This window comes from Streptomyces ziwulingensis, assembly GCF_039542605.1.
In the GTDB taxonomy this organism is placed as follows: domain Bacteria; phylum Actinomycetota; class Actinomycetes; order Streptomycetales; family Streptomycetaceae; genus Streptomyces; species Streptomyces ziwulingensis.
Genome location: NZ_BAABIG010000033.1, coordinates 271,371 through 292,208 on the forward strand (window position 1 = coordinate 271,371; position 20,838 = coordinate 292,208).

Annotated in this window: 17 protein-coding genes; 4 read left to right on the top strand and 13 right to left on the bottom strand. The window is 73.8% G+C overall.

Translation table 11 applies throughout. The features are described from left to right. Positions 1-23 precede the first annotated feature (23 nt). From ABEB00_RS18490 to ABEB00_RS18505, 4 genes are read left to right on the top strand one after another with little or no spacing between them, the layout of a single operon-like run. Complete coding sequence (locus ABEB00_RS18490) at positions 24-1,403, top strand: nitrate/nitrite transporter (protein WP_345620891.1); 1,380 nt, start codon at positions 24-26, stop codon at positions 1,401-1,403. Beyond that, on the top strand, positions 1,393-3,510 hold the full coding sequence (locus ABEB00_RS18495) for a molybdopterin oxidoreductase family protein (RefSeq protein ID WP_345620892.1): 2,118 nt from the start codon (positions 1,393-1,395) through the stop codon (positions 3,508-3,510). Before ABEB00_RS18490 ends, ABEB00_RS18495 begins: the two co-directional genes overlap by 11 nt. Next, complete coding sequence (locus tag ABEB00_RS18500; RefSeq protein ID WP_345620893.1) at positions 3,507-4,904, top strand: FAD-dependent oxidoreductase; 1,398 nt, start codon at positions 3,507-3,509, stop codon at positions 4,902-4,904. The genes ABEB00_RS18495 and ABEB00_RS18500 overlap by 4 nt, the downstream gene beginning before the upstream one ends. Next, a complete protein-coding gene (locus tag ABEB00_RS18505; RefSeq protein ID WP_345620895.1) occupies positions 4,901-6,115 on the top strand; it encodes an FAD-dependent oxidoreductase in 1,215 nt (404 codons plus the stop codon). Before ABEB00_RS18500 ends, ABEB00_RS18505 begins: the two co-directional genes overlap by 4 nt. A gap of 316 nt (positions 6,116-6,431) precedes the next feature. Here ABEB00_RS18505 and ABEB00_RS18510 read toward each other — a convergent pair whose 3' ends face one another. From ABEB00_RS18510 to ABEB00_RS18570, 13 genes are all read right to left on the bottom strand, one after another. Next, complete coding sequence (locus tag ABEB00_RS18510) at positions 6,432-7,016, bottom strand: NADPH-dependent FMN reductase (RefSeq protein WP_425586519.1); 585 nt, start codon at positions 7,014-7,016, stop codon at positions 6,432-6,434. A 157-nt stretch (positions 7,017-7,173) separates the two neighbouring features. Then, complete coding sequence (locus ABEB00_RS18515) at positions 7,174-8,748, bottom strand: class I adenylate-forming enzyme family protein (protein ID WP_345620897.1); 1,575 nt, start codon at positions 8,746-8,748, stop codon at positions 7,174-7,176. Positions 8,749-8,925: 177 nt separating this feature from the next. Then, the gene (locus ABEB00_RS18520; protein ID WP_345620899.1) at positions 8,926-9,573 is read right to left on the bottom strand and encodes an NAD(P)H-dependent oxidoreductase; all 648 of its coding nucleotides are present in this window, start codon (positions 9,571-9,573) and stop codon (positions 8,926-8,928) included. Between the two features lie 149 nt (positions 9,574-9,722). Next, positions 9,723-10,106, bottom strand: a complete 384-nt coding sequence (locus tag ABEB00_RS18525) for a YybH family protein (protein WP_345620900.1) — start codon at positions 10,104-10,106, stop codon at positions 9,723-9,725. A gap of 31 nt (positions 10,107-10,137) precedes the next feature. Then, a complete protein-coding gene (locus ABEB00_RS18530; protein WP_345620901.1) occupies positions 10,138-10,755 on the bottom strand; it encodes an NAD(P)H-dependent oxidoreductase in 618 nt (205 codons plus the stop codon). Between the two features lie 172 nt (positions 10,756-10,927). Beyond that, the gene (locus ABEB00_RS18535) at positions 10,928-12,154 is read right to left on the bottom strand and encodes an MFS transporter (RefSeq protein WP_345620902.1); all 1,227 of its coding nucleotides are present in this window, start codon (positions 12,152-12,154) and stop codon (positions 10,928-10,930) included. 211 nt (positions 12,155-12,365) lie between these two features. Beyond that, positions 12,366-13,850, bottom strand: a complete 1,485-nt coding sequence (locus tag ABEB00_RS18540) for an MFS transporter (protein WP_345620903.1) — start codon at positions 13,848-13,850, stop codon at positions 12,366-12,368. A gap of 77 nt (positions 13,851-13,927) precedes the next feature. Beyond that, on the bottom strand, positions 13,928-14,413 hold the full coding sequence (locus ABEB00_RS18545) for an RrF2 family transcriptional regulator (protein ID WP_345620904.1): 486 nt from the start codon (positions 14,411-14,413) through the stop codon (positions 13,928-13,930). 148 nt (positions 14,414-14,561) lie between these two features. Further along, a complete protein-coding gene (locus ABEB00_RS18550; protein WP_345620906.1) occupies positions 14,562-16,151 on the bottom strand; it encodes an FAD-dependent oxidoreductase in 1,590 nt (529 codons plus the stop codon). Between the two features lie 5 nt (positions 16,152-16,156). After that, complete coding sequence (locus tag ABEB00_RS18555) at positions 16,157-16,960, bottom strand: arylamine N-acetyltransferase family protein (RefSeq protein ID WP_345620907.1); 804 nt, start codon at positions 16,958-16,960, stop codon at positions 16,157-16,159. A gap of 10 nt (positions 16,961-16,970) precedes the next feature. Beyond that, on the bottom strand, positions 16,971-18,038 hold the full coding sequence (locus ABEB00_RS18560; RefSeq protein WP_345620908.1) for a 3-oxoacyl-ACP synthase III family protein: 1,068 nt from the start codon (positions 18,036-18,038) through the stop codon (positions 16,971-16,973). A gap of 163 nt (positions 18,039-18,201) precedes the next feature. Further along, positions 18,202-20,127 carry an anthranilate synthase family protein gene (locus ABEB00_RS18565; protein ID WP_345620909.1) on the bottom strand — a complete coding sequence of 642 codons (1,926 nt, stop codon included), beginning with the start codon at positions 20,125-20,127 and terminating at the stop codon, positions 18,202-18,204. Beyond that, positions 20,124-20,747, bottom strand: a complete 624-nt coding sequence (locus tag ABEB00_RS18570) for an isochorismatase family protein (RefSeq protein ID WP_345620910.1) — start codon at positions 20,745-20,747, stop codon at positions 20,124-20,126. The genes ABEB00_RS18565 and ABEB00_RS18570 overlap by 4 nt, the downstream gene beginning before the upstream one ends. Between the last annotated feature and the right edge of the window lie 91 nt (positions 20,748-20,838).

Consider the following 20,838-nt stretch of genomic DNA (forward strand, 5'->3'; position numbering starts at 1 on the left):
CGCCCCGGAAAGCCGAGGAGAAGATGACCCGCGCACGCGCCGCCCGAGGGCGGTGGATCGAGAACTGGGATCCCGAGGACGAGAAGCGGTGGGAGCGCGGCGGACGGCTCGTCGCCCGCCGCAACCTGGCGCTGTCGGTGGCCAGTGAGCACATCGGTTTCTCGGTGTGGAGCATGTGGTCGGTCCTGGTGCTGTTCATGTCGCCGAGGATCGGGCTGGACTTCGCGCCGGACGAGAAGTTCCTGATGGTGGTGGTGCCCACGCTGTCGGGCGCGCTGCTGCGGCTGCCCTACAGCCGGGCGGTGACCCGCTTCGGGGGCCGCAACTGGACCGTGTTCGCCTCGCTGGTGCTGCTGGTGCCGGCCGGGCTGACGACGTACTTCGTGCAGCGCCCCGGCACCCCGCTGTGGGTGTTCCTGCTGACCGGCGCGCTGGCCGGGGCGGGCGGCGGCAACTTCGCCTCCTCGATGACCAACATCACCGCCTTCTATCCGCAGCGGCACCAGGGCTGGGCGCTCGGTCTGAACGCGGGCGGCGGCAATCTGGGCGTCGCCGCCGTGCAGTTGCTCGGCCTGCTGGTGATCTCCGTCTTCGGTGACACCCACCCGGCGTACGTCGCCGCCTGCTACCTGCCGTTGATCGCGGTGGTGTCGCTGCTGGCCGCGCTGCGCATGGACAACGTGACGGTGATCCGCACCGAGCGGGGCGCGCAGCGCGAGGCGGCCGCCGACCCGCACACCTGGTGGATCTCCCTGCTGTACATCGGCACCTTCGGGTCCTTCATCGGGTTCGGGTTCGCGTTCGGGCTGGTGCTGCAGAGCCAGTTCGGTTCGACACCGTTCGAGGCGGCCTCGTTCACCTTCCTCGGGCCGCTGCTCGGCTCGGTGGCGCGTCCGCTCGGCGGCCGGATCGCCGACCGGTTCGGCGGGGCGCGGGTGACGCTGTGGGCGTTCGCCGGGATGGCGGCCGGGATCGGTGTGCTGCTGGTCGCCACCCGCAACGGCTCCTTCGCGCTGTTCGTGTCCGGGTTCACCGCGCTGTTCGTGATGAGCGGGGTCGGCAACGGCTCGACGTACAAGATGATCCCGGCGGTCTTCGCCCGGCAGGCCGAGGTCGCCGTCACCTCCGGTCATGACGCCGCGGCGGCCTTCGCCCGCTCGCGCCGGCTGTCGGGGGCCGTCATCGGCATCGCCGGCGCGCTCGGCGCGCTCGGTGGCGTCGCCATCAACCTGGCGTTCCGCTCGTCCTACGGCGAACTGGGCACCGGCGAACCCGCGTTCTTCGCCTTTCTCGCCTTCTACGCGCTCTGCGCGGTGCTGATCCGCGTGGTGTACCTGCGCGGCGAGCGTGCGGCCGGTGCCCCGTCCGGCTCGGTCCGGGAGCGGTCCTCCCATGTCCGCTGAGGCGGGCGGGCCGCGCCCGCAGGCCCCGGTGGCGGGGCCGGAGACGACGACGCACTGCCCGTACTGCGCGCTCCAGTGCTCGACGGAACTGTCCGGCGGGCGCGGCCGGGTGGCGGTGCGTCCCTCGCCGGACTTCCCCGTCAACCGGGGCGGGCTGTGCCAGAAGGGGTGGACCGCGCCGGCGCTGCTCGGCACGCCGGGGCGGCTGCTGACCCCGCTGGTGCGCGGCACGGACGGCGTGCTCGCGCCGGCGTCCTGGGACGCGGCCCTCGACCTGGTGGCCGGGCGGCTGCGGGAGATCCGCGCGCTGCACGGCGCGGACGCGGTCGGTGTGTTCGGCGGCGGCGGGCTGACCAACGAGAAGGCGTACACGCTGGGCAAGTTCGCCCGGGTGGCGCTGGGCACCGGCCAGATCGACTACAACGGCCGGTTCTGCATGTCCTCGGCGGCCGCCGCGGCCGGCGCGGCCTTCGGCCTGGACCGGGGGCTGCCGTTCCCGGTGACCGATTTGGACGGCTCCGACGTGGTGCTGCTGGCCGGGGCCAACCCGGCGGAGACCATGCCGCCGCTGATGCGGCACCTGGAACGCCCGGACCTCATCGTCATCGACCCGCGGCGCACCCGTACCGCCGAACGCGCCGCGCTGCACCTCCAGCCCGTTCCCGGCTCCGATCTCGCGCTGGCGCTCGGCCTGCTGCACCTGGCGGTCACCGAGTCACTGGTCGACAAGGAGTACGTCGAGGCCCGGACCACCGGTTTCGACGCGGCCTGGGAGGCTTGCGCCGGCTGGTGGCCGGAGCGCGTCGAGGAGGTCACCGGGGTGCCGGTGGCGGAGTCGCGCCGGGCGGTGCGGATGCTCGCCGGGGCGCGGCACGCCCATGTCCTGACCGGCCGGGGCGCGGAGCAGCACAGCAAGGGCACCGACACCGTCACCGCGTTCATCGGCCTGGCGCTGGCGCTGGGGCTGCCGGGCCGGGCAGGCAGCGGTTTCGGCACGCTGACCGGGCAGGGCAACGGACAGGGCGGGCGGGAGATGGGCCAGAAGGCCGACCAACTGCCCGGTTACCGTTCGCTGACCGACCCGGCGGACCGGGCGCACGTCGCGTCCGTGTGGGGTGTGGACCCGGGGTCGCTGCCCGGCCCCGGCCGCAGCGCCTACGAGCTGCTGGACTCGCTGGGCACCGCCGAAGGGCCCCGCGCGCTGCTGGTGTTCGGCTCGAACCCGGTCGTCTCCGCGCCCCGCGCCGCCCATGTCACCGGCCGGCTCGCCGCCCTGGACCTGCTGGTGGTGGCCGACTTCGTCCCCTCCGAGACGGCCGCGCTGGCCGACGTCGTCCTGCCGGTCGCGCAGTGGGCGGAGGAGGAGGGCACGCTCACCAGTCTGGAGGGCCGGGTGCTGCGCCGACGCGCCCACCTGAGCCCGCCGCCTGGGGTCCGTACCGACCTGGAGGTGCTGCACGGCCTCGCCGTCCGCCTCGGCCAGCCCCCGGACCGCTTCCCGGTACGGCCCCGGGAGGTCTTCGAGGAGCTGCGGCGGGCCACGGCGGGCGGCCGGGCGGACTACTCCGGCGTCAGTTACGCCCGGCTGGACGCCGGTGAGGTCCTGCACTGGCCCTGCCCGGCCGGCGACGACGACCATCCGGGGACGCCGCGCCCGTTCCTGGACCGGTTCGCGCATCCGGACGGCCGCGCCCGGTTCACGGCGGTCGAGCACCGGCCGCCGGCCCGGGAACCCGACGCGGAGTTCCCGCTGTACGGCACGACCGGCCGGGTGCTCGCCCAGTACCAGTCGGGCGCGCAGACCCGGCGGGTGCCCGAGCTGGTCGAGGCCGCCCCGGAGGCGTTCGTGGAGATCCACCCGGACACCGCCGGGCGCCTCGGCCTGGCCGACGGCACGTTCGCCGAGGTCGCCTCGGCGTACGGCAGCGCGCGGGCCCGGGTGCGGCTGACCCGGGCGGTGCGCACGGACACCGTGTTCGTGCCGTTCCACTTCCCGGGGGCGGCCCGCGCCAACCTGTTCACCGGGGACGCGCTCGACCCGCGCAGCCGGATGCCGGAGTTCAAGGTCGGCGCGGTGCGTGTGACGCCGGTGGGTGAGCGGCCGTGAGCGGGGTCGTGATCGTGGGCGGCGGCCCGGCCGCACACCGCCTGGCCGAGCGGCTGATCCGGTACGGCTACGGCGGCGAGGTCACCGTGATCGGCGCCGAGCCGCGGCTCCCCTACCACCGGGCGCTGCTCGGCTCGGTCCTGGACGGCACCCTCGGCGCCGACCGGCTCGCCCTGCCGGCGCTGCCCGCCCGGGTGCGGGTGCTGACCGGGGTGCGGGTGAGCGGGATCGACCGGGCGGCGCGCTCCGTGCGCACCGGTGACGGCCGCGCGCTGCGCTACGACACCCTGGTCCTGGCCACCGGGGCCCGGACCCGGGTGCCCGCGGTGCCGGGTCTGACGGACCGGGACGGCCGGTTGGCGGAAGGGGTGCGCGCGGTGCGCACCGCGGCCGACTGCCGTCCGCTGTCGGAGGGGCCCGCCGTGGTCCTCGGCGGCGGGCTGCGTGGTGTGGAGTCGGCGCTGGCGCTGCGCCGGGCCGGGCACGAGGTGGTGCTGGTGCACCCCGCCGGGCATCCGATGGACCGGCACCTGGACGCGGCCGGCGGCGCGGTCCTGGCCGGCCGGCTGGCCGAGCGGGGCGTCGTCCCGCACCTGGGGCGGCGGGCCGCCGAGTACACGCCGGGCAAGGTGGTCCTCGACGACGGGCAGGTCCTGGCGGCGGGCAACGTGCTGCTGTGCACGGGTACCGCGCCGGACACCCGGCTCGCCCGGACGGCCGGTCTGCCGGTCGGCACTGGGGTGCTGGTGGACTCCCGGCTGCGGACCGCCGACCCGCGCGTCCACGCCGTCGGCGACTGCGCGGAGCACGCGGGTGCGCCCGGGGCGACCGTGCTCGGGGCGTGGGAGCAGGCGGACACCCTGGCCCGTGTCCTCACCGGCGAGGACACGGCGCACCGGGCCGGTCGGCATCCGCTGCGCCCGCGCGTCCCCGGCCAGGATCTCGTCGTCCTGCCGCCCGGCCGGACGCCGGAGCGGGGGGACGAGACGGTCCTGCTCCGGGACGCGGCGCGCGGCCGGTACGCCCGGCTCGTGCTGCGCGACGGCCGCATCCGGCACGGCGTCGTCATCGGCCCGGCGCGGGCCGTCGCCGCCGTGAGTCTGCTCTACAGCCGTGACACGCCGGTCCCCGCCGATCTGCTGGCGCTGCTGACCGGCGCGGACGGCACCTACGCGGGCGCCGGCGAACTGCCGGACGACACCGTGGTCTGCCACTGCAACCACGTGACCCGCAAGACCCTGACGGACGCCTGGCACGGCGGCGCGCGGGACACGGCGGCACTGGCCGGGGCGACCCGGGCGACGACGGGGTGCGGCAGTTGCGCCCCGGTGGTGCGGGAGCTGTGCGCGGCGCTCGGCGGACGGGACGCGCGGGCCGAGGGAGGAACACGGTGAACACGCGGACGCTGGTCGTGGCCGGACACGGCATGGCGGGAGGCCGGCTGGTCGAGGAGATGCTCGCCCGCGACCGGGCGGGGCGGTGGCGCGTGCTCGTGCTCGGTGAGGAACCGCGGCCCGCCTACGACCGGGTGGCGCTCTCCTCGCTGCTCGACGGCGCCACACCCGAGGAGCTGACGCTGACCGGACCTGAGGTGACGGCGGACCCGCGCCTGAGGCTGCTCCCGGGCACCAGGGTGACCGGCGTGGACCGCGCGGCCCGCACGGTGAGCTGCGCGGACGGCAGCCGGGCCGGTTATGACGCGCTGGTCCTGGCGACCGGGTCGCGGCCGTTCGTGCCGCCGGTGGCCGGGCACGACCTGCCCGGGTGCTTCGTCTACCGGACGGTGGAGGACATCGCCGCGATCCGCGCGGCGGCGGTGCCGGGCCGCGACGCGGTGGTGGTCGGCGGCGGGCTGCTCGGCCTGGAGGCCGCCGGCGGCCTGCGGTCACTGGGCATGCGGCCGCAGGTGGTGGAGAGGGCACCGTGGCTGATGGCCCAGCAGATCGACGAGGGCGGCGGCCGGGTACTGGCCGGCGCGATCGGCCGGCTCGGGGTGCGGGTGCACTGCTCCGGCATGCTGCACGCGGTCGGCGCGGGGCCCGACGGCCGGGCGGCCCGGGTGGAACTGGCCGACGGCACGGTCCTGGCGGCGGACCTCGTCGTCTTCGCGGCCGGAGTGCGGCCACGCGACGAACTGGCCGGTCCGGCGGGCCTGGACCGCGGCGAGCGGGGCGGCTTCCTGGTGGACGCGTGGTGCCGCACGGCGGACGAGCAGGTGTTCGCCATCGGGGAGTGCGCGGCCGTCGAGGGCCGCTGCCACGGGCTGGCGGCCCCCGGCTACCGGATGGCCGAGACCGTGGCCGGACAACTGGCCGGCGGCACGGCCGCGCCGTTCGCCGGGGCGGACGCCTCCGCCAGCCTCAAGCTGCTGGGCGTGGAGGTGGCCGGCTTCGGCGACGCGCACGCGCGGGAGCCGGGTGCGGTGGAGTACGTACGCGAGGACCGGCGCGCCGGCGTCTACACCAAGGTGGTGCTGGCCGCGGACGGCCGTACGCTGCTCGGCGGCGTGCTGGCCGGCGACACCCGCGGCTACCCGGTGCTGCGGGCCCTGACCGGCCGGGAACTGCCCGCCCCGCCGGAGGAACTGCTGCGCACGGGGGGCTGACGCCCCGCGGCCGGACGGCCCGACGCCGGTGCGGGCGCGGGCCGTCCGGCCGCGGGCTCGGTGAGCGGGGCCCGGCAGCCCGTCCCGGTCGTGCCGGGCCCCGCTGCTGTCGTCCACCGGCGTACGAGCCCTCGTTCAGTGCGCCGGTGCACGCGTTTCGGGGGGCCCGCTTCTCAGACCCCGCCGGGCTCCCGGGTGCGTCCGGGGCCGGGAGCCCGGCAGGGTCTCGCGCGGGCCGCGCGAGGGGTGGAACGCGCCCGCGGTACGGGATGGCCGCAGCTGCCGGACGGACGTCCGGCAGTTGACTGACGTGACGTCAGTTGTCGTACGGGCGGATCTTCTTGGCTTCCTTGGTGGCCTGCGCCCACCACGTCAGCCGGTCCCACAGGACCTTCGCCGCCGACTCGGCGTGGGCGCCGTCGGTGAGGTTGCCCTCCGCGTCGAACTGCCCCCACGGGCCGTGGAAGCTGACGGCGTCGCGGACCGGGACGGCGTGCAGCTCGTTGAAGATCTGGCGCAACTGCTGGACCGCGCGCAGACCGCCGGCCAGGCCGCCGTAGCCGACGAAGCCGACGGGCTTGGCGTGCCACTCGTGCTGGGTCCAGTCCACGGCGGCCTTCAGCGAAGCCGGGAAGCTGTGGTTGTACTCCGGCGTCACGATCACGAAGCCGTCCGCCCGGGACAGCCGCGCCGAGAAGGCGCCGAGGAGTTCGGCGACCTCCGGCGACGGCTCGTCGGTCAGGGCCGTGGGCAGCGGGAAGTCCGCCAGGTCGACCAGGTCGACCTCGATGTCGTCGCGCTGGCTCGCGGTCCCGACGACCCAGTTGGCGATCGTGGGCCCGAAACGGCCCTTTCGTACGCTCGTCAGGATCACAGCCACACGGATGCGGTCACTCGGCATGTCAGCCCTTTCAACAACGGTCGGTCCGTCCTCCCTCCCTAGAAGAACAAACCCGCATGCGGGTTTCCAAGCGGTATCGAAGAACTCGATGCGACACGCCTGCGCCGGACCCGCTCAGAAGCGGGTCCGGCGCGGGCGGCGCGGTGCGAGCCGGCGGTCAGTGGGCGGGGGTCAGCTCCTCGGCGAGCTGACGGGCCAGCTCCAGGCGCCGGATCTTCGCGGTGGCCGTGCGCGGCAGGTCGGACAGCCGGCGTTGGACCGGCTCGCCCAGGGCCGGCTGGTCGGCGACCGCGGTCCGCCAGCGCTCCTGGTCGAGCGGCTTGTCGCCGCGGGTGCAGACCACCGGCACCGGCTTGCGGTCCGGCCCGGGCACCACGACGAGTTCGGTCAGCTCGTCCAGGCGGTGCAGGACCGCGTCCTCCACCTCCAGCGTGGAGTCGATGCCGGGGATGACGTCGACCTCGCGGTCCAGCAGGTGCAGACAGCCCCACTTGGTGCGGTAGCCGACGTCTCCCCCGCGCCACCACTCTCCGACGACCTGCTGGTCGAAGCGCTCCTGCTCGCCGTAGTAGGTCAGGGCCCGACCGGCGGTGGCGACGTCGATGTAGCCGGGGTGCTCCCTGGTCGGCCGCTGCCCGCCGCGGGAGACCAGCCGGTACTTGGTCATGAACGGCGTGGGGTAGCCCTGGCAGCGGCCGTCGGCCTTCAGGGCGTTGCGGCGCCGGTAGGTGCGGCCGGCCAGCGGGCCGCACTCGCTCTGCCCGTACACCTGGAGGAAGACCGGGCTGCGGCGGTCGGAGGCGTGCAGGAACTTGTGCATGGTGCTCGGGTGGATCGCGTCGAAGGTGCTGTTGAAGTACTTGACGTGGGAGATCGGCCGGCGCGGGTCCGACAGCATCTCCTCCCACTCCAGGAACGAGTTGGGGTGGGTCTCCAGCACGCCCGGGCGGTGCTTGACCAGGATGTCGGCGACATGCGCCGGGCTGGCGTCGTTCATGAAGACCATCGGCATGCCGCGGGTCTGGAGCACGGCGAGGCCGAGGTACATCCGGGAGTGCACGTAGGAGACGTGCATGGCGACGGTCTCCCGCTTGCGGATGAAGGAGACGACCTTGTCCTGCCAGTTGCCGCGGGCGCCCAGCGAACGCGCCGAGTGCACCACCAGCTTGGGGACGCCGGTGGTCCCGGAGGTGTGCGTCATCAGGGCGGGCTGGTCGGGGTCGAGCAGGACCGGGCGGCGCACCGGGGCGCCCGCGAGGCCGGCGAGGACGACGGCGTCCGGGTGCGAGCCGGTCACGGTGACCACCCGCGCCGTCAGCTCGCCCAGCGGCAGTTCCCCGAGCGACCCGGTCAGCTTGGCCTCGTCGGTGAGCAGGGTGGGCCGCTCCAGCCGCTCCAGGAGCTTGCCCACGGTCTCGGCGTCGAGGTGCGGGGAGAGCATCGCCGGCACGGCGCCGACGCGGGCCACGGCGCACGCGAGCACGGTGATGTCGAAGCTCGACGTCTTGTGGACGGCGACGTGCTCACTGGGCCGCACACCGGCCGCCCACAGCCGGTCGGCGGTGGAGGCCACGAGGGCCGCGAACTCCGAGACGGTGAACGTCCGGCCCGTCCCGGGGAAGGCGTCCATGTCGTGGTCGAGCGTGATCGGAGTGTCGCCGTACTTCTTGGCGGCCCGCTCGGACACCACCCCGAGATAAAGGAACTTCTTGCTTTTCGGAACCTTATACATCAGGACTCTTCCTCTGAGAACCGACACACGAAACAGGAATTCCCCTATATAAGTTCGCACGGCCGTGACCGCACGGAAAGAAGGGAAAAGGGAATGCGTCACCTCGGCATCGCGGGGGCCGGAAAAGAGCGAGCCGGACCGCGCCCGTGGCGCGGTCCGGCTCCCCCGGGTGGCAGGTCAGCCCTGGGCCAGTCCCTTCTTCAGGGCCTCGGCGACCTTCAGGGTGCGCACGGTCTGGTAGCCGACCGCGGCGAGGTTGTCGTCGGTGACGTTCTGCGCGAGGTGCCCCGGGATGGCCTGGAGCCCCGAGGTGGCGCTGACGCCGTAGGGGTTGCCGTTGCTCGGCGTGAGCAGGATGTCGTCGGTCACGCCGGGCGGCACGATGACCGCGCCCCAGTGGTAGAAGACGTTGCTCAGCGAGAGGATGGTGGACTCCTGTCCCCCGTGCGGCGTGCCCGTCGAGGTGAACGCGGACATCGCCTTGTTCATCAGGCCGCGCCGGGCGTGCAGTTCGAAGGTCTGGTCGATGAAGTGCTTGAGCGGGCCGGCCGGCAGGCCGTAGCGGCCCGGGGTGCCCCAGACCACGGCGTCCGCCCAGTCCAGGTCGTCGATGGCGGCCACGGACACGTCCCGGCTGGCGGTGACGTGCTCGTGGTTCGCGTCGGACCACTCGGTGTAGTTCGGCGCGAGCGGCTCGTCGGTGATCTCCGCAACCCGGCGCAGCCGGACCTCGGCCCCTGCCTTCTCCGCCGCCTCGGCTGCGGCGACAGCCAGCTTGTGGATGTTTCCGGTGGCCGAGTAATAGACGATGGCGACATTGGTCATGGCCGTACCGCTCCCTCTTTGGATTGGGTGCTTCAAGTGCCGTCTCTCCGGCGTGCGCTGTCCATCGTGGCGCGGTCGGGACCGGTCCGGCCACAGGTATTCAATAGTCCGTCAGGTGACCTCCCCCGCCGAATCGGCCGGCCCTTTTCTCAGCGGCCGGGCTTCTCCACGCCGGGCGGGTTGTCGATGATGTAGCGCCACAGGCCGTCGGGGCCGCGCCGGGCCACGTCGGTGGCGGTGCCCTCGATGTGCACGCGCTCGCCGTCGGGCTTGGTGCCGTCGATGACGAAGTCGCCGATGAGCAGCGCGGTGTCCTGATAGACGTAGGTGTGGCGCAGGCTGATCTCGATCGGGACGCCGAGCGCCAGGAAGCTGCTGGTCGCCGCGCGGCGGCCGTCGCCGACGACCACCTCGCCGGGGCGCAGGACGCGTACCGCCTCGGGCTCGAAGAGCCGGTCGATGGCGGTGAGGTCCTTGGCGTTGAAGGCCGCGACGAACGTCGTGGGCAGGTGTGCCGGGTCGGTGACTGCCATGGGGCTCCCTCCTCGCGTGGTGTGGGCGCGCTCAGGCGGCGGCCGCGGACGCCGGCCGGGCGGCCTTCAGCGCGGCGGCGACGTGGATGGTGCGGCGGGTCTGGTAGGCGATCGCGCCGGCGTTCTCGTCGTGGATGAAGCCGATGCGGTTGCCGGCGACGGTGCTCGCGCCGTACGGGTTGCCGTTGTTCTTCTCGTACAGCACCGGGTCGGCGGAGCCGGTGGCGACGATGACGGCACCCCAGTGGCAGATGGCGTTGTGCAGGGCGAGGATCGTCGTCACCTGGCCGCCGTGTTCGGCGGAGCCGGAGGCGAAGGCGGAGACGGCCTTGTCGAGCAGTTCGCCGTGGATCGACAGCGACGAGGTCGTGTTGATCCACTGCATCAACTGCGGTGCGGCCAGGCCGAAGTGGACCGGGGAGCCCAGCAGCAGGGCGTCCGCCCACCGGAGGTCCTCCAGGGTCGCCTCCGGTATCTCCGCGACCTCGGCGGCGTGCTCCTGGGAGCCGGGGCGTCCGGTGGCCACGATCTCGGGCACCCGGCGCAGCCGCACCTCGGCACCCTCCTGCGCGGCGGCCGCGGCGGCGGCCTGGGCGAGGCGGTGGGTCGAACCGGTGGACGAGTAGTAGATGACGGCGACGTTGGTCATGGTCGGGCGCTCCCTGGGCGTACGGGTGTGAGGATCACGTGGCTGTTCGCAGCCGGGTGTCGGCTGACTGTCCGCATGGTGGGCCGCCGGGCGGGGACGCGACAACGCGTCGCCGTCGAGTGCGTCAGGTCGTGGGTCAGGCCGTGGGTCAGGCCGTGGGTCAGGCCGTGGGTCAGGCCGTGGGCGACGTCGTGCGGGACGTCGTGCGGGAGGCGCGGGCGCCGCGGGCGACTCCCAGGGTGGCGAGCGTCAGGGCGAGCGCGAGGAACAGTGCCAGGTGGCCGAACCGGTGGAAGAGCGGCGCGAGTTGGGCGCCCGCGCCGGCACCCACGTTGAGGGTGAAGCCGTACAGGGCGATCGCGGTGGTCTGGGCCGCCGCCCCGGCCCGGGCGCCCACCGACTGGATGAGTGCGGGGCCGAGGGTGGAGAAACCGGCCATGAACGCGAACAGGGCCGCTCCGAGGGTCACCGCGTCGTCCCCGCCGAACACGGCGGCGAGCATCGCCGCGGCGGTCACCGCGAGCGCGGCCGCGGCCCGGCGGGGGGCGGGGACGCGGGCCAGCACGGGGGCGATCAGCACGGCGCCGAGCAGCGCCGGCAGGGCGCTGGCGCGCAGGGCGAGCAGGGGCGCGCCGCCGCCGGCCACGTCCGGGGGGCCGTAGAGCTGGACGCCGGTGTAGGCGGCGGTGAGGCTGCCGGCGCCGACCAGGATGACCAGGTACAGCGGGATCAGCCGGCCGCCCAGCGCGGCCCGCAGGCGGGAGGGGCCCTTCGCGTCCGCCGGGTCCGGGTCCTGCCGTCCCTCGGGCAGCAGGACCCGCCAGGACACGGCGGCTCCGAGGAGCAGCAGCGGCACGGTCCCCCAGAACACCCAGACCCAGCCCGCCAGCGAGGCCACGAGCTGCGCCTCGACCTGGCCGACGACGACCGTCGCGCCCATGCAGGCGGAGACCACGGTGAGCGCCAGTGAGGCGCGGCGGGGGGTGAAGCGGGCGTTGAGGTAGGCGTAGGCCATGGGGATGAAGGAGCCCGCGAAGAGGCCCTGCAGGGCCCGCAGGGACACGCCGGGGACCAGGGAGCCCACCAGGGGCAGTACGGCGGTCACGACGGCCATGGCGAGGACGCTGGCGACCATCACCGTGCGCCGTCCGAAGCGGGTGGAGAGCGGGCCGCTGACGAGCGAGCCGACCGCGTGGGCGAAGGCGAACGCGGTGGTCGAGGCGGCCGCCGACCCGGTGGAGACCCCCCAGGCGTCCGCCAGTTGCGGCATCAGCGGGATGGTCACGTACATCTGGCCCACCACGAGGACGCCCATGACGGACACGGTGGCGACGGTGGCGGCGAACGGTGCGTTTCCCGACGTGGCCGAGGGCGCCTCGGCCACCGATGATTTCGACATACATCGATCCTGCGAGCGGGACCCGGCCCCGGCCAGGCCGGAACCGGCAATGCGTCAAGTCCCGCGTTCACAGCGGGACATGACCCAGTGGACGGTCCGTCGGGGGCGGTCGGCGGCGGACATGCCGGAACCCCCGCACCGGGCGGGGGAACGTACGGCGCGGGGGTCCCGTGACCGGCGCGCCCGTCGGGGCGCGCCGGGGTCTCGCGGATCAGACCTGGGCGGTCTGCGGCTCGTCGGCCGAGGAGGTGGCGGCACCTCCCTGGGCGACGGCCGGTGCCTGGCCCGGCTTGCGCAGGCCGAGGGCGACCAGCGCGGTCACCGCGATGCCGGCCGCGGCGATGAAGACCGCGGTGCGCAGTCCGTCGGTGGTGGCGGCCCGCAGCGCCTCGCCCTGCGTGCCCTCCAGGCCGGAGTTGGCGACGGCGACCAGGATGGCGAGGCCGACCGCGCCGCCGATCTGCTGGGTGGTGGAGGCCCAGCCGGAGGCGATGCCCTGCTCCATCGGGTCGACACCGAGGGTGGCGGCACCGAACATCAGGGTGTAGCCGGCGCCCTGGCCGAGGCCCATGACGACCATGCCGGGGATGAGGGCGACGTAGGAGGCGTCGGTGGCCAGGGTGAAGCCCAGGACGACCGTGCCGACCAGACCCACCAGCAGGCTGGCGATCATGATGGCGCGCAGACCGTACTTGGTGGCCAGCCGGCCGGCCGTCTGGGCGCCGATGGCGATGGCGACCATCGGGACCAGGAAGGCGAGGCCGGTCTCCAGGGCGCTGTAGCCGTGCACGCCCTGGAAGTAGACGGTCAGGAAGTACAGCAGGGTGCCGAAGGTCGCCATGTAGAAGAAGGTGACCCCGGCGCCGGTGCTCAGGTTGCGGTTGCGGAACAGGCGCAGCGGCATCAGCGGGTCGGCGCTGCGCTTCTCGATCTGCAGGAAGGCGACCAGCAGTGCCGCACCGAAGAGGAAGGCGCCGATGATCAGGCCGGAGCCCCAGCCGGACTCCGGGCCCTGCACCAGGGCGAAGACGACGGAGGTGGTGCCGATGGTGGAGGTGAGCGCGCCGGCCAGGTCGAAGGAGCGGCCGGAGCCGCCGGTCCGGTCACGGGCGATCAGCGGGAAGGCGAAGGCGATGGCGAGGACGGCGAGCGGGACGTTGACGTAGAAGACGGACTCCCAGCCGAACGCCTCGGTGAGGACGCCGCCGAGCAGCGAGCCGAGGATCATGCCGGAGCCGCCGGCGGTGCCCCACACGGCGAAGGCGCGGTTGCGCTCCTTGCCCTCGGCGAACTTGGTGGAGACCAGGGTCAGCGTCGCCGGGAAGAGGAAGGCGCCGCCGACGCCCTGCACCGCGCGGGCGGCGATCAGGACGCCCGGGTCGGTGGCCAGACCGCCGACCAGGGAGGACACCCCGTACAGGGCGAGTCCGAGGATGAAGATGCGGCGCGGTCCGAACAGGTCGCAGGCCCGGCCGCCGAGGAGCAGGAACCCGCCGAAGGCCACCGCGTAGGCGCTGACCACCCACTGCAGGCTCTGGGCGGAGAAGCCGAGTCCGTCGCCGATCTCGGGCAGTGCGACGTAGACGATGTTGTAGTCGATGGAGATGATGAGCTGGGCGAATGCCAGCAGCGCCAGGAGGAGTCCGGTGCGGCGGCGGGGCGCCTCGGTGGCGGCGCCTGTGGCCGAAGACGGCATGACTGTGCCTTTCACTACGGGGTCGGAAAGGTGCGGGATTCGAAGAACGGTTCTGGGAGTCGGGACTCGGGACCGGTTCAGGTCTCGTCGAACCAGCGGCGTACCTGGTCCGGGACGGCGGGGTTGGCCCGCCGTACCGTGTCGGCCAGCTCGGCGATCGTGCGGTCGGCGAGCTGGCGCCGCCAGGCGAGTTCAGCGGTGGAGAACGCCTGGGCCACGGTGCAGGTGGTGCGCGGGCCGGCCGGTCCGGTGACCGTGCCGGCCGGGCCGTTGTGGCGGATGCCCGTGCACAGGAATGCCTGTGCCGAACCGTCTATGGCCGCCGCCACGTCCATCAGGGTGATGCGCTCCGGCCCCCGGCCGAGACGGAAACCGCCGCGGGGGCCGGACCGGGAGGCGACGATGCCGACGCGTCCCAGGGCGTTCATCTGCTTGTTGAGGTAGGCCGTGGGCAGGTCGTGGAACGCGGCCAGTCTGGCCGCCGGCACCGCCCGGTCCGGGGAGATCCAGGACAGGTTGATGCAGCAGTGCACCGCCCACTCCACGCCCTCTCTCAGCTTCATGTCCTGGACATTACGCATCCGCGATGTCCGCCAGAAGGGCTCGCCCCGTTATCCGTCAAGTCGCCTCGGACGTAGCTGTTCTCGCAGGTCAAAGGCGGTGGTGCGGGTGGTGGCGGCCCGTCCGGCAGGCGGGCCGCGCACCCTTGTCTCAGGAGCCCTGCGGCTCCGGTTCCAGTGCCACCCGCAGCTCGGTCTCCAGGCGGCCGAGGTCGGCCTGGTGGCCGTGGGCGGCGAGGTGCCCGTCCGGGCGCACCAGCCAGTAGCCGGCGCTGCGGCAGCCGGTGGCGAAGGCGCTCTCGCGGCGCCGCAGTTCCACGGTGCGCAGGTGCCCCCCGTAGCGGGCGGCGACGTGTCCGGCCTCGGTGCGCCAGGCGTCCGACGCCGGCGCGAGGACCAGGGTCCAGGCGTGCGGGTCGGTGCCGGGCCCGCTGATGCCGTACGCCAGGGCGTGGCGCCGCGGGAAGACGGCGCCCTCCTTGAGGCCGCCCGGTACGCGGCCCCGCAGGCGGCAGCCGGCGAACCCGGAGGGCCGCTGGGTGTCGCGCTGCGGCGGGTAGGCCAGGCGCCGCCCGGCCATCACCGGGGTGTAGAACCGCGAGACGGCGCCGGTGCGGTCGAGCAGCTTGAAGGCGGCGTCCCGGGCGGCGACCTTGACGCGGCTGTCCGCCACCCAGGCCCGGGTCTGCAGATCGGTGTCGCGCACGATCTGCCGGGTCGCCTCCGAGCGTTCCGCGCCGTAGGTGGCGAGGAGTGCGGCGGAGGAGGTGCCGCGGATGACGGCGGCCAGCTTCCAGGCCAGGTTCTGGGCGTCCTGGAGGCCGTTGTTCATGCCCTGGCCGCCCGCCGGGCTGTGCACATGGGCGGCGTCGCCGGCCAGGAAGACCCGGCCGACGGCGAAGTCCGAGGCGTGCCGGGCGTGCACCCGGAAGACCGCCTGCCACACCGCCTCGGTCAGCCGCACCCCGCGCGGCCCGCGTTCGTCCACGATCTCCCGCATCATCTCCAGGGAGACCTCGCGGCGCCCGCGCGGCATGACGGAGAGGAAGCGGTACACGCCGCCGGGCATCGGCACCACCACGAGCGCCCCGCTGGGCGCCTGGTAGAACAGGCACTCGTCGTCGGGGAGTTTGCCGTCGATCCGGGCGTCGACGAGCGCGAAGGCCATCTCGTACGTGCTGCCCTGGAAGCCGATGCCGAGCTGGCCGCGGACGGCACTGCCCGCGCCGTCGGCGCCGACCACGTAGGGGGCGCGGATGCGGTCGAGGCCGCCGTCGGACGTCTCGACCACGGCGGTGACGCCGTCGCCCGCGCCGACGCCGCCCGCGAAGTCGACCCCTTCCAGGGCCAGCAGCCGTACGCCGCGCTCCACCTTGCCGCCGAGTCCCGCCAGCCGTTCGGCGAGCAGCCGTTCGGTCACGTGCTGGGGCAGTACCCGGCAGGCGGTGTCCTCCCGGAGCGCGAAGGAGGCGAGCGGGGTGCGTGCGGAGAAGTAACTGAGCCGGTCGATCCGCGCGGACTCGCGGCGCACGCCGTCGGCGAGACCCGCGTCCTCCAGGATGTCCAGGGCGCGCGGCCACACGGACAGCGCCTTGGGGGTGGTCGACGGTTCCCGGTTGCGGTCGACGACCCGCACCCGTATCCCGCGGCGCATCAGTTCCACCGCGGTCAGCAGTCCGGTCGGCCCGGCGCCGACGACGAGTACGTCGGTGTCGGCGGCGCCGGTGGGGTTCTCGCTCATCGTCCTCATTCCGTCCGCACGCCGGCGGTGACGCCCCCGGCGGGCTCCTCGGGCAGCTTCTCCAGGTCGATGCCGAAGTACGTCCGGTACGCCTCGAAGGACTCCTCCTCGCTGCCCAGGGTGCGCTTGGCGCGCTCCTGGCCCGCGACGCTGCTGATCTGGGTGTTGCCCTTGAGCGTGACCAGGCCGTCGGGGGTGCGGATGGAGCAGAACAGGGCCTGGAGGAACGAGGAGTCGGGCGAGGTGCGGTACCACCACAGGGTCGGTGCGAAGTCCTCGATGCGCACCGGCCGGTCGGCGACCCGGTAGAGGGGTCTGCCGTTGAGGTACACGTCGACGACGCCGTCGCCCGCGTCGTGGATGCGGTACTCGCCGTGCGGGTCCTGCTGGGTCTCGCGGGAGGAGAGGTCCAGCGGGAAGCGGCTGTTGCGGCCGAAGCCGACGTCGACCAGCCGGTCGCCGCCGTCTGCCTTGACACGCAGGGCGAGGTGGCCCTGGAAGGGGCCGAGGAGCCCGCCGGGGCGGTGCACCCAGCCGGGCAGGATGTCGACCTCGTAGCCGAGCGAGGTCAGCAGGAACGAGAGGGCGGGGTTGACCTCGTAGCAGCCGCCGCCGCGGTTCTTGGTGACGATCTTCTCCAGGACGCGTTCGTCCATGAAGATCTCCTCGCCCAGGTGGTAGTCGAGGTTCTCGAAGGGCACCGACAGGAGGTGACGCTCCATCAGGTGACGGAGCCCCTTCAGGTCCGGGCGCTCGGGGCGGGTGGCGCCGATCCGGGCCAGGTATGCGTCCATGATGCCGTCCTGCATCGCCGTCTCCTCAGCAGAAGGGGGTGGTGTGTGCGGGTGTGTGGGTGGGCACGGGGTGCTGCCAGCGCAGCAGCGACAGGCCCATGGCCATGCCGCCGCCGAAACCGGCCAGCAGTACCAGGTCCCCGTCGGCCAGGTGCCCGCGGCGGGCGGCGTGGTCGAGGGTGACGGGGACCGAGGCGGCTCCGGTGTTGCCGAAGTCCTGGTAGGTGGCGTGGGTGCGGCCCGGCGCGATGCCGAGCGTGGCCGACAGGTCGTCGAGCATCCGCCCGTTGGCCTGGTGCGGCACGAAGTGGTCGACGTCGGCGGCCGTGTAGCCGGCGCCGCGGACGAAGGCGGTGATGGCCGGGGTGACGGTCTCGGCGACGAAGTCGCGCACACCGCGCCCGTTCATCCGGAAGTACTGCAGCCCGGCCGCGAGGGTCTCGCGGCTGGTGGGCCGCCGGCTGCCGCCGCCCGGCACCTCGATCAGGTCGCGTTCGGCGCCGAACCCGGCCAGCCGTCCGGCCAGCAGGCCGCGCCCGGGGCGGGCCGGTCCGAGGACGACCGCGCCGGCGCCGTCCCCGAAGAGGATCGCGGTCCGCCGGTCGGTGTGGTCGAGGATGCGGGAGTAGACGTCCGCGCCGATGACGAGGGCGTACGGCGAGTCGGAACCGGCCAGGATGTGCTGGGCGGCGTTGAGCGCGAAGACGAAGCCGCTGCACACCGCGTTGACGTCGAAGGCGGCGGTGCCGTGTCCGGCGCCGAGGCCGTCGGCGACGATGCTGGCGGTGGGCGGCTGCGGCTGGTCGGGGGTCGAGGTGGCGACGACGACCAGGGAGAGGTCGGCGGCGGTGATGCCCGCGGCCTCCATCGCGGCCCGCCCGGCGGCGACCGCGAGGTCCGAGGTGGCCTCGTCCGGCTTGGCCCGGCGCCGGGCGCGTATCCCGGTCTTGTTCCGTATCCATTCGTCGGTGACTCCGGCCGCGGCCCCCACCTCGTCGTTGCCGACGAGGTGCGAGGGCAGGCAGGAGCCCGTGCCCAGGACGGCGATGCCGCCGGCCGTCCGGCCGTTCCTGGCCGTACCCGTGCTGATCATGATCGTGACCCTTCCGTGGGCGTCTCGGGCCTCCCCCGCGCAGACCGATGCTCCCGAGGGCACCGGTCCGGCGACAAAGGCCGCCGGCCGAACCCGTCAGGTCGCCGGGGAGTACGTCAGATGGCGGCCGGCCCGGGCGGGGNCCGGGCCGGCCGCCGGGGTGTCATGCGGCCGGCGCGAGCGGGGAGCCGGTCAGCAGTCCGCGGACCAGGCCGCCGGTGATGCCCACGCCGTTCTGGGTGAGCACGGACTCGGGGTGGAACTGCATGGAGGCGAAGTGGCTGCCGCGCAGGGCGTGCACCTCCAGGCTCTCCGGATCGCGGGCGATCTCCACCACCCCGGCCGCCTCCGTCTCCGCCTTGTCCTCGCCGCTGGCGGCGGCGAAGGTGTTGTAGAAACCGACGCGTTCGCGGCGTCCGAACAGGTCGATGTCGCGCTGTACGCCCTGGTTGGGGTGGGGCCGGCGGACCAGGTCCAGGCCGAGCCGGCGGCTGAGCACCTGGTGGCTGAGGCAGATCGCGAGGAACGGCCGGCGCTCCCGCAGCAGCCGCCCGACCGCCCCGTCCAGATGGGCGATCTTCGGGTGCGACAGATCGCGCGGGTCGCCGGGGCCGGGGCCCATGACGACCAGGTCGTGACCGGTGAGGCGGTACGCCTCGTCGAACCGCCTGACCGTCACCTCAAGGCCCAGGGCCCGCAGTTGGTGGCCGATCATCGAGGTGAAGGTGTCCTCGGCGTCCACCACCAGGACCCGGCGGCCGGCCGGCAGCGGCCCGGCCGCGGCGGGTGCCTGCGGGCGGTCCGCGAGCCAGAACCCGGCGATGGTGTCGTTGCGCCGCTCCAGCGCCCGGCGCACCTCGGGATGGGCCGCGAAGCGTGCCGACCCCTCCCCCTCCAGCGCGGAGAGCAGACCGGCCGCCTTGGCCCGCGTCTCGGCCACCTCGGAACGCGGGTCGGAGTGGCGTACGAGGGTGGCGCCGACGCCGATGCGGACCTGGCCGGCCGGGTCGATGTCGGCGGTGCGGATGCAGATCGCGGAGTCCAGCGCGGACCCGCCGCTCGCGTCCCGCCCCATCAGGGCGAGGATTCCGCTGTAGTAGCCGCGGCCCTCCCGCTCGTAGCGGCCGATGACCCGGCAGGCACTCTGCAGCGGGGAGCCGGTGACGGTCGGTGCGAACAGGGTCTCGCGCAGGATGTCGCGCGGGTCGCTGGTGGTGCGGCCCTCGATGAAGTACTCGGTGTGGGCGAGGCGGGCCATCTCCTTCAGGAAGGGTCCGGTGACCCGGCCGCCGCCGGGGCAGATCCGGGCCATCATCTTCAGTTCCTCGTCCACCACCATGTACAGCTCGTCGGCCTCCTTGCGGTCGGCGAGGAAGTCCATCACCTCGGGCAGGGTGGGGCCGGAGGCCGGATAGCGGTAGGTGCCGGAGATCGGGTTCATCACCGCGGTGCCCTCGTCGACGCTGATGTGCCGCTCGGGGGTGGCGCCGACCAGGGTGCGCCCGCCGGTGTGCACGACGAACGTCCAGTACGCGCCCTTCTCACGCTCCAGGAGCCGTTTGAAGAAGGTCAGGGCGCTGTGCGGGGTGTAGTCGGTGATGTCGACGGTGAAGGTGCGCTTGATGACGAAGTTGGCGCCCTCGCCGGTGCCGATCTCGTCGGTGATGATACGGCGGACCGTCTCGGCGTAGGAGTCGTCGTCCACGTCGAAGCGGGCGCCGGTGGTGCGGATCGGCACGTCGGGCAGGCGTTGCAGTACGGCGGCGAGGGAGGCGGTCTCCTGCCGGGTGACGGTCAGCGCCACCAGCGGGGTGCCGTCGTCGTGTCCGGCGAAGCCGCGCTCGGCGATCTGCCGGTAGGGGACGAGGGCGAGGACGTCGTGGCGCGGGGCGCCCGGGGTGCCGGACGGCTCGGGCAGCGGGACGGCGGCCAGCGTCCCGGGGTGGGAGACCTCGCCGGCCAGGATGTCGAGGACGCCGGGGCCGGTGGCCTCGGGGCGGTACAGCAGGGCGAACGGCGGGGGCGTGGGGCCGAGGATCTCCTGGAGCAGATCGGGCTCCTGCGGACGCCCGGCGCGGGTGCCGGTCATGCCAGGACCTCCTTGGCGGTGGTGACGACGGCGCAGCGCGCGGCGGCGTACTCGACGGCCATCCGGTGCCGGCTCTCGTCGAAGTCGGCGACGGCGTCCGCGACGAGGAACGTCTCGATGTCGTGGCTGAACGCCTCGACGGCGGTGATCAGCACCCCGACGTGGGCATAGACGCCGCAGACGAGGAGCTGGTCGCGCTGGTGGAAGCGCATCCGGGTGAGGAGGTCGGTGTGGTGGAAGGCGCTGTAGCGCCACTTGGTCACCAGCCAGTCACCGTCCCGGGGTGCGAGCGGCTCGACGACGGCGCGGTCGGCGGGGGCGGGCCGCATGCCCGGGCCCCAGAAGTCCTTGAGCAGTCCGCGCTGGTGCGTGGTCATGCCGCCGGGCTGGGCGGTGTAGGCGACGGGGATGCCGAGTGCGGCGCAGCGGTCGCGCAACTCGGCGGCGTTGGCGATGAGTTGACCGCGCAGCGGCTCCGGGAAGGGCTCCAGGAAGTAGCGCTGCATGTCGTGGACGAGGAGGACCGCGCGGGCGGGGTCTGCGGTCCACGGCGCGGTGTTCGCCGGGAGGTCCGGCGGGGTCGGCAGAGGGTACGACGCGATGGTCGGGAGGCCGGCCATGGTGGGGAGTTTCCTTTCTCGGCGGGTCCGCTCTCGGCGGTGACCGCCAGGTGCGGGTGTACGTGCGGGTGCGGGTGGGGTGGGGGTACGG

Bases quoted from the DNA above. Each gene is read 5' to 3' on its own strand.
- ABEB00_RS18520 (WP_345620899.1), bottom strand. From the start codon at position 9,573: ATGACCAATGTCGCCATCGTCTATTACTCGGCCACCGGAAACATCCAC.
- ABEB00_RS18540 (WP_345620903.1), bottom strand. From the start codon at position 13,850: ATGCCGTCTTCGGCCACAGGCGCCGCCACCGAGGCGCCCCGCCGCCGC.
- ABEB00_RS18495 (WP_345620892.1), top strand. From the start codon at position 1,393: ATGTCCGCTGAGGCGGGCGGGCCGCGCCCGCAGGCCCCGGTGGCGGGG.
- ABEB00_RS18510 (WP_425586519.1), bottom strand. From the start codon at position 7,016: ATGCCGAGTGACCGCATCCGTGTGGCTGTGATCCTGACGAGCGTACGA.
- ABEB00_RS18570 (WP_345620910.1), bottom strand. From the start codon at position 20,747: ATGGCCGGCCTCCCGACCATCGCGTCGTACCCTCTGCCGACCCCGCCG.
- ABEB00_RS18550 (WP_345620906.1), bottom strand. From the start codon at position 16,151: ATGAGCGAGAACCCCACCGGCGCCGCCGACACCGACGTACTCGTCGTC.
- ABEB00_RS18515 (WP_345620897.1), bottom strand. From the start codon at position 8,748: ATGTATAAGGTTCCGAAAAGCAAGAAGTTCCTTTATCTCGGGGTGGTG.
- ABEB00_RS18555 (WP_345620907.1), bottom strand. From the start codon at position 16,960: ATGCAGGACGGCATCATGGACGCATACCTGGCCCGGATCGGCGCCACC.
- ABEB00_RS18545 (WP_345620904.1), bottom strand. From the start codon at position 14,413: ATGAAGCTGAGAGAGGGCGTGGAGTGGGCGGTGCACTGCTGCATCAAC.
- ABEB00_RS18560 (WP_345620908.1), bottom strand. From the start codon at position 18,038: ATGATCAGCACGGGTACGGCCAGGAACGGCCGGACGGCCGGCGGCATC.
- ABEB00_RS18525 (WP_345620900.1), bottom strand. From the start codon at position 10,106: ATGGCAGTCACCGACCCGGCACACCTGCCCACGACGTTCGTCGCGGCC.
- ABEB00_RS18490 (WP_345620891.1), top strand. From the start codon at position 24: ATGACCCGCGCACGCGCCGCCCGAGGGCGGTGGATCGAGAACTGGGAT.
- ABEB00_RS18535 (WP_345620902.1), bottom strand. From the start codon at position 12,154: ATGTCGAAATCATCGGTGGCCGAGGCGCCCTCGGCCACGTCGGGAAAC.
- ABEB00_RS18530 (WP_345620901.1), bottom strand. From the start codon at position 10,755: ATGACCAACGTCGCCGTCATCTACTACTCGTCCACCGGTTCGACCCAC.
- ABEB00_RS18565 (WP_345620909.1), bottom strand. From the start codon at position 20,127: ATGACCGGCACCCGCGCCGGGCGTCCGCAGGAGCCCGATCTGCTCCAG.